The 13,211-nt window shown below is 44.5% G+C and carries 11 protein-coding genes; all 11 read right to left on the bottom strand.

Features of this window, described 5'->3' with window-relative positions; translation table 11 throughout:
* A partial coding sequence (ltrA, locus tag ACE04G_RS25270; protein ID WP_486094552.1) for a group II intron reverse transcriptase/maturase occupies positions 1–1,725 on the bottom strand: 1,725 nt, incomplete at its 3' end.
* A 696-nt stretch (positions 1,726–2,421) separates the two neighbouring features.
* A complete protein-coding gene (locus ACE04G_RS25265; protein WP_221821652.1) occupies positions 2,422–2,976 on the bottom strand; it encodes a hypothetical protein in 555 nt (184 codons plus the stop codon).
* Positions 2,973–3,371: a hypothetical protein gene (locus tag ACE04G_RS25260; protein ID WP_221821654.1), complete on the bottom strand. Its 399-nt coding sequence runs from the start codon at positions 3,369–3,371 to the stop codon at positions 2,973–2,975. The genes ACE04G_RS25265 and ACE04G_RS25260 overlap by 4 nt, the downstream gene beginning before the upstream one ends.
* 16 nt (positions 3,372–3,387) lie before the next feature.
* Positions 3,388–3,873 (bottom strand): hypothetical protein, encoded by a 486-nt coding sequence (locus ACE04G_RS25255; protein WP_062834890.1) that lies wholly within the window; start codon positions 3,871–3,873, stop codon positions 3,388–3,390.
* A gap of 62 nt (positions 3,874–3,935) precedes the next feature.
* On the bottom strand, positions 3,936–6,002 hold the full coding sequence (locus ACE04G_RS25250) for a hypothetical protein (protein ID WP_221821657.1): 2,067 nt from the start codon (positions 6,000–6,002) through the stop codon (positions 3,936–3,938).
* A complete protein-coding gene (locus tag ACE04G_RS25245) occupies positions 5,992–7,818 on the bottom strand; it encodes a P-loop NTPase family protein (protein WP_221821658.1) in 1,827 nt (608 codons plus the stop codon). Before ACE04G_RS25245 ends, ACE04G_RS25250 begins: the two co-directional genes overlap by 11 nt.
* Positions 7,819–7,825: 7 nt before the next feature.
* On the bottom strand, positions 7,826–8,656 hold the full coding sequence (locus tag ACE04G_RS25240; RefSeq protein ID WP_221821659.1) for a ParA family protein: 831 nt from the start codon (positions 8,654–8,656) through the stop codon (positions 7,826–7,828).
* Positions 8,653–9,366 (bottom strand): hypothetical protein, encoded by a 714-nt coding sequence (locus ACE04G_RS25235; protein WP_221821662.1) that lies wholly within the window; start codon positions 9,364–9,366, stop codon positions 8,653–8,655. Before ACE04G_RS25235 ends, ACE04G_RS25240 begins: the two co-directional genes overlap by 4 nt.
* A gap of 75 nt (positions 9,367–9,441) precedes the next feature.
* Positions 9,442–10,461 (bottom strand): SAF domain-containing protein, encoded by a 1,020-nt coding sequence (locus tag ACE04G_RS25230; RefSeq protein ID WP_221821664.1) that lies wholly within the window; start codon positions 10,459–10,461, stop codon positions 9,442–9,444.
* Between the two features lie 26 nt (positions 10,462–10,487).
* The gene (locus ACE04G_RS25225; RefSeq protein ID WP_221821665.1) at positions 10,488–11,966 is read right to left on the bottom strand and encodes a serine/threonine protein kinase; all 1,479 of its coding nucleotides are present in this window, start codon (positions 11,964–11,966) and stop codon (positions 10,488–10,490) included.
* Between the two features lie 191 nt (positions 11,967–12,157).
* Positions 12,158–13,207 carry an SAM-dependent methyltransferase gene (locus ACE04G_RS25220; RefSeq protein WP_339304200.1) on the bottom strand — a complete coding sequence of 350 codons (1,050 nt, stop codon included), beginning with the start codon at positions 13,205–13,207 and terminating at the stop codon, positions 12,158–12,160.
* Between the last annotated feature and the right edge of the window lie 4 nt (positions 13,208–13,211).

Raw genomic sequence — 13,211 nt, 5'->3', positions numbered from 1 at the left:
AAACGGCGACATGAGTTTGACAATCGTCTCTGATTTTGTAGCATGAACAAGTTTATGGATATCTTTGTGTAGAATACGTAGATTGCTAAAATCGTCTGTCCCACCTAAATGGATTGGCAAAAGATGATGGCAATGCACGTAATCAGCAGTTAGTAAAATGCCAGATATCTCGCATTTGCCACCCTGCATACTATATCTACTCAGTCTGTTATCCAGGTATTCAATGCTACGGTTTGGTATGTTTGACTGCATTAGTTTAATTAGTTCATATCTAATATCCGTCTTTAAATCCCTATGAAGTCTCTTTCTTCCTTCTGATGTATACGGATTTAACGTCTGCTGAAAGCATAGGTTGTTAACCGTTTTTACATCTCTGAACGGAAAGAGATATACACCTGCGACCTTAAAGGTTCTATATCTGTTCCTGTAGAACTTCTTGAAGGTTGGCGGGGCATTATCAGGATATTGGTATTTACCAATAACTTTGAGACGATTGTATGTGAATGCTTTCAGATCAAAGGCAAGTCGTGAGAACTCTACACTAACATGTGTTGCACGTGAAAAGTAATTGTGTAAACCAAGTACAAAGCTATTGAAGAGAAGAGCGTTTTGAGTAATTGGTGCTTTGTGCAGATTCTTAATGCGCTCTCTTGCTTGCTTCTTGATTTCTGCTCTCTTCTTTTCATTTATACCCGTATAGGCGACTCTTCTTTTTCCTTTTTTCTCAGCCCATATTGTGAATCCCAGGAAATCAGATTTACGTTTCCTGAGGTTTACAATCTGTGATTTTTCGGGTGAGATGTCTAGTTTAAGGCGGTCTCTAAGATAGAGTCTTACAGCGTGATACCACTTCTGAGCTGATTTCCAATCCCGACAAAGAATTTTAAAATCATCGGCGTATCGCACAATATATCCTTCTTTAAGATTGGTTTTCTTGAGTGCTCTGATCCTGTGATAGTCTCCTGCATAGGCGTATTGAGTTTCGAAGTTTGTCCATTGTCCTGCAACCCACTGATCCAAGTCATTTAATACTACATTTGACAGGAGAGGAGATAAGATTCCACCTTGTGGTGTGCCTTTCAACGGTATCCCTTCATCTTCAATTTCAGCTTTAAGCATTTTGCTGATGATTCGAAGTACTCTTTTATCCCTAATACCCATATTCCATAGTTGTTTCAAAAGCAATGTGTGGTTCACATTATCGAAGAATCCTTGAATATCAACATCAACGACATAATGGAGATTGGTTGTGTTTATAAGATGTTGTACTCTCGCTAGAGCGTTGTGTGTTGATCTTACCGGTCTAAACCCGTAACTATGTTTATAGAAGTAAGCTTCCGCAATTGGTTCAATAATTTGTTTAAAACATTGCTGAATGATTCTGTCAACTATGCATGGAATGCCTAACGGTCTTTTCTTTCCATTAGGTTTTGGTATAAGGACTCGCCTAACCTTTTTGGGTTGATAATTCAAAAGCTTGTTTCTTACGTGGCTCACAATCTCTTCTTCTGTTAGTGTCTTTATATTCTCTATGGTTTTGCCATCTGTTCCTGGTGTAAGTGAGCCTTTGTTTGATTTAATTGTTCGAAAAGCTAGGAGGATGTTCTGATGTGAGTTTATTAGCCCGTATAAATTATCGAACTTTTTTCTTCCTAGTGCTTTTTCGTGTAAATCAGTAAAAGTACTCGTCATGTCGTAGTAGTCCCAGTATCGAAGAGTTTGCACTGTGGCTTCACCTCCTTACGGTGATTCCCCACGTTCCTACCTGATCGGTGCAATTCACTTTTCGGAAAAATTGTTTATTATCTAAAAAGACTTGAGGCTGTTCCTCCGTAGCCATTACAGCCACTTCATTGGTCGTGCCTCTACTCTCACAAGGATTAGTACATTTCAGCAAATTTCTGCCTTATAGTAGACGTCTAGGATGACAGTCCTGTAAATCGACGTTCCTTGCTTTCCTTGTACCTTGTGACCTAGCTATGCTTGCTAGACCTTAGGTGCCTCCTTTGAGCCTGTGGACTTGATATCGCCATTGTTCGATATAGCGTGTTTCCTAGACTACAATCGTACTCTACGCTATCCACCCTGACTTCTGTCAGTACATATGTTTCCATATGTTATGAATTTAGACCCGTACATTCGGAGGTTCGTCAGGTTTTTTACAACCATTCTCACCATAGTCCGCTTTTCAGCCATCCGGCATATCAGTTAGCATACCTTCTCAATAGAGTGGCTCCAGCTTCCCTTCTGCCGACTTCACCTGTGCTTCATACCCGACACGCTGTCCGTGTCACGCACGCAGGAGATTAACGGAATTGTTTCAGGATACATGGTTCCCTCTTTCCAATTCTCGGTCGCAAAGTTGGACTTATTTAGTTAAGTCCCCGCTTTTCCCGAATTGTTCGGTTATAGCGGAACAAGTCACACGTAATCTTCATTGAGAACCATACCTCCGTATGTTACAAATACCGCTGAAGCCTGAGCCGTACCACTCAACCATTCACGAATGAGCATGGAAGGTGTACGATTTGTATTTTGGAGCGTCACGGTGAAAAAATCCCCTGTGGTCAACGTATATCTTCGGCCAGGATCATCAACCGGTATCACACCTGAGGATGGGAATAGTCGCTCTCGAATCTGAGCTGCATAATATCCATCCTGAACTACCTCGTAAGTTCCGGTAAAACTGTTACGGTCCATCGGGTCTGTATAGTGAGGTACATATTTCTTATGCAAATGTTCCATCGACACCTCATACAGATTGCCCGTCTGGGCCAGTTGCTCCTCAAACTCAGCCAACATTCGAGGTGAAATATACCCTTTCGTTCGGACAGCATCAACAAAACGTGTTACATTCTGAACAGCCGTCATACGTGCTATATCATCCTGCCGATCAGCTGTTTCAGCAGCTGGGTACACATAGAGCAAAAGGACTGCGAGCAATACGGCAAGCAGCTTGGATGCGGCATTAATCAATTCACACTGGCCTCCTTCCAAAAAACAATCTTGAGCAGTTCTCCAGTTTCATTTCGTATAAACTCCGGACTGTAGGTGGCATCGAGCTGGACAGGAATAGTCGCTGTTTTGCTGACAAGTGGATCGATCACATACGAAGTTCCATCTACCTCTACAGGAATGCCTGTGCCTGTCATCTGTCTTACGGTATGCAACACTTCCGCACCACTATACTGATACGGATTGGTGGTATGCAGTGTTGTTGTCAGCCGGCCTTCCATGCCTGCTTTTGTCTGAACTCTGTCGTTTAAGGCCGCTGATAAAATCTTAACATTATGTTGCCCGTACAGGCAGGCTGTCACAAACAGGACAACCGCCGTACAAAACAACATGAGATGCTGGGTATTCCGGGACATGTTAAACCAACTCCTGTCAGGATTGCTGGAAGATCAGCCCTCTTACCACGTTGGATCGGTCTTTTACGATAATGGCTTTGAATTTACCACTTGGATTGACATATTGATTGTCTTTTTCACTCATGGTCTGGTTAATAATCCCCACTTTATCGTCAGGCGCAATAACCGAGCCGTAGTCCGCATTATTGAGATCCTGTGAAATATTCAATTGATTACCGTACCATTGACCCGCTTTATTTTTACCTGTAATGACTTGAATACCGAACTGATCCTTGTCCGCATATTTACGCAGCGCATTGGTTACCTGTGATCCACTGATAGTTGTTCCGTCATATACTGTAAATGCAGCCTGGGACAACTCGGTTTGGATATCAGCAAAATTGTTCTGGGCCGTCTTGGTTGCCTCCTGAGCTGAAATAAACAACAGAACTACAATTGTGATCAAAGCGATTGTTAAAAATATCCCTGCTGCCACCTTTAAAGCGCTTGATGCATTGTTCATAATAAATCCTCCCAAGTTATAAGTTATTGAACTATTTCAGACTTTCACACAGATGAATTGTGCTACAGTTTCTGAATTTGCTCATAATAAATGCTCATCTGCAAGAAACTCATACCAACCAATGGAATAACCAGATACAAAAAGATAAGGGCGTACATAGGTGTAAATCCAATGGTTCTCCCCCAAGATGCTTTGACATCTATCATTTTGCTGTACTCCTGCTTGCGTTGTTCAAAATAAAATGCCATCATGCTCTCGAGATCATCGAAGGCTTCACGTATTGAGATTTTGCCAAGGGCAAGCTGCAATTTATCAACCAGTCGCTGGAACTCGGGCAAGCCCGCCTCTTCCTTTAATTGCTCAAGTGCAAGCTCTGGTCCATGTTCAAAATGCAACAAACATTTTTGCAACGGGCGCTTGAAAATGACGGCAAATCGATTAAGCCATTCCAATATCTCCTCGACTGACATTCGGTCCATCTCACGCAAAATGGATATCACTGTCTGGAATTGATAGATTTCATGTCGCATATCCAACCTTCGCATTTTCCGCTGAAATATCATGAGCCATACGGGCATGTAGTACCCTGCTGCACCCATGAGAATGGCTATAATCATTTCCCACCAGCGTACATACTGCTTGTTATACACCTCAAATTTCTGCATAATGCGCGCGATCGTCTCAGCCTGAGTATCATGGTCCAACTGAACGGGAGATAACTGCTGTAACGCTTTGGAGACTTCTTCGTATGTAGCTCCTCGGTTCATTTCTACACTTTTCAGTACGGATTGATCTAATGCTGTTTTTTCCTCAGCTTTCCTGAGATCCGCTTCAGCCATTGCACCAAACATTCGATCATCCCGGATCGGATCATGCAAGATGTGGTTACGTTCAACCTGGTGCAACAACAAGATGCAACCCATTGTAAGGACCAAACAACCTGCGAATAACATCACTCGTCGAATGGCAAGCCATTCAAATTTCAACTCTGAGCTGCTCTCCCTCATGAGCCGTATCGTTTGACTGTACTGTGCACTGCCAGGTTTTGCTGCAAACAACATTGCCAATTTCCGTATGAAGGTTTGCCTGTACAGAAACTGATCCAACCATGAATGCTTATGCCCTGACCGGTAACGGGTCTCATCGTATTGCTGGAGCCTTTGCAAAAGCAAATAAGCAAGGATAATGATGACATAGATCGATATTTTGGTAACAAAACCGACTTTGCTGCGATAAAATTCATCCATCGTTGGGAAACTGACTCTGGCCCAGCGTTCGATCGGAGCGGTGAATAATACCGGAGCGAGCGCGATGATATTAAGTCCTTTGAGCAGGTAATCCAATTTATCACGCCGCAAAATCTCCAAATGAATCTCCTGAGTTAGGTTACCAAGTCCTTTGAGATAAATAGAGCCTTGTGCCCTGTCCTTATCCCCAAACTCCATGACCATATAGGAAACGCCAGCGAATCCTTTGAGAAAACGGTTGGGAGCCACTTCATAATAACGCTCAAGTGCTTCATTTGGATCTGGAGAAGTCAGAGCTTCGTAGATCAGTCTTACCTGTTCTGCCGCTTCTCCTGTACCTGCTTCAGCGGCTTCATAGAGCGCTTCCTCAACCATGCCATGCTGATGATACCGATGCCTTACATCTGCGAAGATATCCAACATCTGCACCAGCAACCTTTTCTCCATACGACTGAGGCACATATCTAATACCAGACTGTTTAGCACCACAGCACAGAGTACAGAAAGTATTACAAAAGCGATACCCGGCTGTAGTAAAAACAGAATGACACTTATGCCTCCATAACCTCCAAGAATAATCAGAACCACTGTCATCGTCAGTCTGCGAAGTGAAGGCTCATCCCCAACATGGCGGAATGAAATACGTTTCTGAACCTGTAGAATATAAGCTGATAGCAGTGGCACTTTCATTCCAAGACGATAGGACTGCAACAAGATTGATCCCAATCCCTTGAATCCCTTCCCGCTAGGAGCAAAAATCACGCCGGATTGAATTGCTGAACCACCTCCTCTGTGACGTAACATACTTAAAACCAGAAGTGTGATCAGCAAACCTCCTGCACAAATACTTAATACGAGGAGCAGAATCCATTTAATTGTCATACTGATCACCCCAGTGTTGCTTCATAAACTGTTCAAACTTCTCAGCATCCTGTAATGTCATCTGTTCTCGCATATCCATCATGCATCCAGAGGAGATTGGTGCTGTTGCAACATACGCTCCATCTCTGTACTCCACAACATTACGAAATGTAAAACCTGCCCTCTCTTCCACGCTGTCACCTTGATTCGCACGAGGAAGACATTCCGTAATCCGTTCGATATATCTTCGTCCCTCAGCATCTTTCTTCATATGAACATCGAAATTGATGACACTCACAACCTGCTCCTCAGCAATATGCTCATGCTGGAACATACCTGTCTTGAGCAAGGAATTACGGAGGGAGAAGACCAGATCACGAAACGTTTTGGCATGGTGGGTAAACAGGGTGAACAGACTGGCTACCTGAGACATTTGAATCATCCATGCGGCCACTTCATCACTCGCTACCTCACCAAGAATATTGACGGTACCATCCGTTTTTTTCTGCAAATCAAGCCCTTGTTGACCTGAGATGTGTTCAGTCTCTCGGAAACTCAAAATATTACGTCGGCTATAAATCCGTCTTAATTGAAGTTCAAACGCCATCTCCTGCACCCGAAGGGTGTACGATGCATAGATGTGTTTGACCATAGCCATAAGCAACGTTGTTTTACCAGAACCCTGTGCACCGGTTACAGCTGTAATCCGGCTTCCTTTCATCAGGTATTGAAGCAGGGTTATTGGCAGATCTGCGTTGTTACCCGTAATCAATTGTTCAAGTGAAGCATTCGGAATATCGAACTTCCGGACGAAGAATGCCCACGATTCTGCAAAAGGAGGACGAACAACAACGACACGGGAGCCGTCTTTCATCTCGTTCACCTTGTATCCACTTGCTTCCGACAGCTGTCCGGGATAATTGTATTTGTATATATTCTGGCATACCCTTTTCAGTTCACGGATGCTTCCGAACGACAGAAAGGATAGATGAATGGACTTACCTTTATAAAAAATCCAGACACTTTCCATGCCGCTAAGCGGTTCTTCATGTGCATCATCCTCCAGTCCTTGATCCAGCAAATCATTCCATGATGCCGGTTTTCGAAGTCCCGTATTATGAACAGCATCAAGCATACCGCTGACACCACCACTAACGCCGTCAATCCGTTGGTCCCTTATCTCATCAACAACCGAGAACCCTTTATAATGTTGATAGATACGTTGCACGATAATATCCGTCTTTTCTCTGAATCCAAGCTCTCGATATTCGCACTCGAACACATACTGAATATCCTCCTCAGAAATATAATAACTTCCTCCATCGTCCGTACCTTCCTCCATTCGCAGCCTTCCCAGATCGTAGGTATCAATCATGCGGGAGATTGCATCCACACCGAATTGCTGTCGGTACAGATAAAACACAATTTCGAATCGGTCCTGGATCGTCAACAAATCTGGTTCTGCAAACAAAATAACTTCATCTACATTTGACTTGTTCAGCCCTATGCTTCGGGTCAGCAGATCCCCTATCAGATTTTTGACATACGTTTTGTCGCTGACACTGCCTGAGACACAGCCCTTCAGTGCTTTTCTCATCTCGGCACGTTGATTAATTCTTCGACGATATTCTTCTTCATGCAGACCCGCATCCGCGAGCTGACTATGACTAAGCTCATGAAGTGAGTTCTTCACCTTCTCAATCAACATGTCAATCGTGAATGATTCCTGTTCAGGAACACGAGCATTCTTTTCACGAAGAAACGTTTTATACTTGAACCAGATATAAGTCAGGCACAGAATCAAAATTAAACTTATCCATATGGTATTCCAGAGCATCGGAGGTTCAGGCTCCCCTTTCCAGCCTCTTCAGAACTGTGCGCATACCTGCACCGTCCATAATCAGGCGAGCGAGTTCGCTCATGCTTGCAGCAAAGCTCCCTTTACGAATATCCTTATCCTCAGTCAAACTTTCCAACTGCAAGTACCTGGCGACATCTCGCCGATTCATTGCATCCAGGTATCCGGTTGTGTACGGTATCGCAGATATCGTGCCTTTGTATCTGAACTGGCGCCGAATATTGGAAAGCGTTGCACGGGCATGCGAATCGTATTTGTTAATTACAACATGTATATTCATATTGTTCATTCGTTCTGGCAGGATCTCTTCAAAGAACAACTCCAGATTTCGCATATTTTGATCGAGATTAATTACAACATAGTCCGCCTGTTGCAGCTTGAGCTGTGAATCCACACCAGCATGATCCGCATCCAGAAGAACCAGATCATAATACTCGTTAGCTACATTCAGCAGCTTTTTCACAGTCTCACCATGTTCCTGCGGGGAACGTTCCATCTCATCCATTCTTCCGGTTAGGAAATCAAGTCTTTCTTTCAGAAGTGGCTTGGTATAATCCCTGAGATTGTGCTTATTCAGACTTCCGCTCGAATGCAGCCGTTCAATCGCATCCCAGCCACCCTCTTCGAAGGAGAACATTAAATCCGCTGAATCCGTATCTTTGGACGGTAGAGCAGCTTCTGTGCCAGTTCCTGCAACGCCTGCATTAACAAGTAACACTCTTGTCTTGTAGTGGAGTGCCATCGCATAAGCACTAATTAATGTGCTTGAAGTACAACCTGTTCCTGCAAAAGGGCTCCAAAAGGTAATGGTGCTCATGCTCTCATCCTCTCTGCTTCTTTCATCGCACGACGACTGCGAACACTTTCCCAACCTGTTAACTGCTCGACCACGCGACACAACGATTTTTTGTAATTTCGTGACAAAGGTCCAAGATGAACTCGGCGATGATGCTCATTCTCAAGCTTAACCGCCGCTGTTAACTCATCCCACGGAAGAACTAAAGATTCTCCTGTCCACACAAACGGACTGCCCTCCAGATACGCCCACAGATAACGAGCTTCAAGCTTGCAGTCAACCCCGTTAATTAAGAGCCGCTGAAATGGCAGCTCACCAGGTAATGACTGTTCTTCAAGCAACCGCTTCAACCAGCCCTTACCACGTTCCAGATTGTAACGCTCATAATCACTCACCCAGACTCTTACATCGGCATTCAGCCAGAGATTACGGGATGCAAAATGCGAGGTCTCCATGTCATATAACACATAGTCATAACTGTCCAATCGCTCTCCATTTACTTCAAGATGATTCTCTACAGCTGCTGAAGTGACAAAATGACAAGCGATATCAAATCCCTCAAATTCCGCAATTCGCAAAGACTGTTGACTGTCACCAACACCGTACCCATACTTCTGTTGTAAGGTTCCATCTACGAGTAAGACCTTGTTGCCTGTTGAAGCCAATATCTTGCAAAGATATAACATCAGATCATTCTTCTCACATAAACCCGCAAAGATCCATGTATGCATAGATGTTACAACTCCTTTCTTTTTCTTAAACCCCTTGTTATCTGAATTATCCTAAAGTAAACCTCGGATTTCGCTCTATTCTCCACCCGTTAACAAGCTCTGCTGTTCTGTTTGTAAAGCTTCAGCAGGATCATTTACACTTCCAGCATTAGCTCCTGCTCCGTTACCTGAACCATCATTCCACATCACTCCATCCGACGTTGCCGGATTATTTGATGATGGACGACTGTTATATGTAACTGAGGATTGTGCCACATCCTGTTCAACCCCTTTTGACGGTGCTGTCATGGAGGCGGCCAGTGAACTTTCAAGCGAACTTCGCACCTGTCTGGATAATTCCTGTTCGGCTCGTCGAACAATATTCGGATCACTCTCCAGCAGTTTTAACACTTCTGAATTGGCAGGATACGTCGCGATTGCAGGTGTCTGAAACTGTGGTTCTACATAGGTTAAGGCATAGATTGAAGCTTTATGTAAATAGGCATCTACAATTGCACTTGAGAGTGACAGAATCTCTTCCTCCGTCATCGTAATCCATAAGGTAGCTGCATTGAGTCGTTCCACTTTTTTCTTCGATAAGAGAACATAGTCCTGTCCGGTAGGGAATTGGATACGAACATCAATAATATCTCCCTTAACGAGTGAGGACGGCAGTAATACAACTTGCAGCTCTCGATTTCTTAAATCAGGCGGAGCCGGTACATCCTCATACACCATCTCGGTGGTAATGGCTGTTCCTTTTTTCAACTCTATTTTGGCCACTTGGCCTTCCATCTGCTTGGTACTGGACCAGAGGTTTCGCGGTGCTTGTGCATCCGGAACAGCAATGAGCTTCAGATCCTCCGGTAATATCGGTTCACCTGCTTCAATATCCCGAATCGTAACCCATCCTTGTGCTCCCGAATCCCATTGTTGCTTTAATTCAGCTTCCTTTTCCTCATATGCCGATAAATAACGGGCTTCTACAGCTGACCTGACATCCCCCATCGTTTTGACATTGTAAATAACATATCCTCCGAACACCAACCCTACGGCTCCTGCTCCGATAAGTCCGGCATAGATCAGTTGACGGCTTTGTTTTCTTAATTTAGACAAAAGAGGCTCTCCTTTCGTAATCTCTTCTAATCATGCACTTTCCTTCGTGAAAAGAACGAACGTTTCTTGGGGTGTTGTGCCATCATATGCATTAAAATATGTGAAAACACTCTATCCGTCTGTGCGTCCTTGTCAAAAGGGTCGATATGTAACGGCAGACTATATACACTCGATGTATCCAGAACTTTACGAATGCGCTGAACAGCTTCACTTGCTGCCAAGGGCAGACAATATATCCATTTCTCTCGTGGATACCGATGATGTGATCGAACAAAAGCGCCAATCTCCGCCTGTCTCCATTCGGCACCTGAGCCTATCACAATCGGCAGATCTGCACGCAGGAATTCTTCCAGCCGGTTCTGGTCCTGACCACTACCAAGATCCATCACGATGAATTGATAACTCCCCCCAAGCAAAGACAAAATATCCGCTCGCCCGGATTGTTTCCAATAATGCACACCATCCACTGCAAACTGTCTGCCTGCTGGCACCGGTTTACCCGCTTGAGCGATTTGTTGAATCCTTGCAAAGGATTGAGAGCGAGGTGACATTTCAATCACAGCTACTTTGAAGTTTTGCCTTTCGAGATAATGACTGATAGCTATAGCCGTGTGGGTAACCCCTACACCAGATGAAGCACCAGTCAGGGCAATAACTCTTGTTCCCCCATTCAAGGTCATCGTTGTATCTCCACCGGGCATTGTTCCGCCGGGTATTCGGAGCAGTTCCTTCCTTACCTCATCAGCAGATTGGAATCGCTCTTCGGCATTATACCTTAACAGTCTTCTCGCCACAGGGATGTATGTCCGCGGAACATCACTCCGGATAGAGCTTTCCACACCCTGAATCCATTCCGTATAGGCCCCACTTGTCATAAGATACAGGAGCAATGCTCCGAGTCCATATAGATCTGAACGCGCATCGGTCTGACCCGAGCCATATTGTTCTGGAGCGGCAAAACCAGCTGTTCCCAACTTAACGGTATCTTCAGCACTTTGCGGTTTGTAACTTCTGGCGATGCCAAAATCAATTAATCTTACTTCATGTTCCGGCGTGATCATGATGTTTGATGGTTTCAGATCCCTATAGATCACAGGTGGATTCAGATTATGCAAATAACTCAACACATCCAGCAATTGAAGTACAAGCTCCGTCAACTGCTCCATTGGGATCTTCCCACGACACTGCTTGAAATACTCACTGAGCGTTAACCCGTCGATGTATTCCATCACCAAGTATGTGTACCCGTCTTCATCCGGAACAAAAAAATCAACGATTTGCGGCAATCTTGGATGACGAAGAGATGTCAGAAGAGCGGCTTCCGTCTCCATACTGCCTTCATATGGCATAATCGTTACGCTTTCTTTAATTGCCCATAACTTGCCCGGCAACTTCAGATCCTCCGCCTCGTATACATGGCTCATTCCGCCTGTTCCCAGAATGGATACGATACGATATCTACCTCCCAGCAGGCTTCCGCGTTCCAGCCTGGCCGGATGTCTCATACCAATTCCTCCTTTTAATACACAACAAAAAAGGGAAAGCCTCACCGAAGAAGAACAGACCGGATATCCGGTTTCGTTCACTTCGGGATGCTTTCCCTCAGGTTTGTTATGGTTAATATTGGTATCATTATAGTACAGACAGGAATAGATTGTAAAGCACAAAATTTAATGAGCTTAATCGAATCAATTTCTTAATATTTGACCATATAGAGTGTAATCTCTTCCCGGTTATGGAACAACTGCTTGGAACATTGAATCTGCATCCGTGAACGCTCAAACGTTTCAATGACGTCTTTAATGAGCGCGAGCGGTTTTTTATGCAATAACTTCACCGTAACAATCGCTGTCCCCCCGGGTTGCAGACTATATAGAAGGTCTGATACAAGTCGGCTCATCAGCTTCGGACTCCAACTCATATCACATACGAGCAGATCGAATTCTCCTTCGCGGAAACGAACATCCCCTGCATTCTTTTTCAAGAAAGTCAGTTTGGGTGATGCCAGCAGGGTCGCATCCATCTTCGCCGGATCTACCGCCGTTACTTCAAGCCCGCGCTCAAGCAGGAACGAGGTCCATCCACCTGGTGCAGCGCCGATATCAAGTGCCTTATGGAATGAAGTAAAGTCGATGCCAAACGTTTGCTCGGCTTCAAGCAATTTGAACTTTGCCCGCGAGATCTGTCCTTCTTCTTTTTGAAAACGTACGGCGCCCCCGCTCCAGTCTGACAGATTCTGTTCAGGTCTGGATATACCAGCATACAACATATCATTCGCAGCAAATACGGAAATGACATATTCAGCATCACGTACAACCCATTCACAACCTAGCTCATCCAGCTTTTCAGTCAGCAGTTGCTTCAATGAGGCTGCATTTTCTTGCCAAAACGCCCCTTCTGTCTTCCGTACCTGCAACACGACAGAGGCACCAGTCAATTCCTTATGATTCAACACAAATGCAATCAATTTCTCAATAGACTGCTCCGAATCTTCTGTATTCTCCTGAAACTGAACAGGTTGAATATGACGTAAAAACGTTGGATACTCTGCCCACAGCTTATCTGCAACTTCTTCCTCCGCTACAGGCAGACCCGCAAGCAATATTTCTCCTGGTACGAGTACCGTGCTCTTCACCGCACCAAACGTACGGCGCAACTCTTCCTGAGCATAAGGGGCAAAGCCATGATTGGCTGTGCAGATAAAACGGGAGAAGTTGCCTTCTTCCCAAGACGATTGTGTACTCAAATTG

The sequence above is a fragment of the Paenibacillus sp. AGC31 genome, from assembly GCF_057334655.1.
The sequence above is the reverse complement of the archived record's forward strand: the minus strand, read 5'-3'. Positions and strand labels throughout refer to the sequence as shown.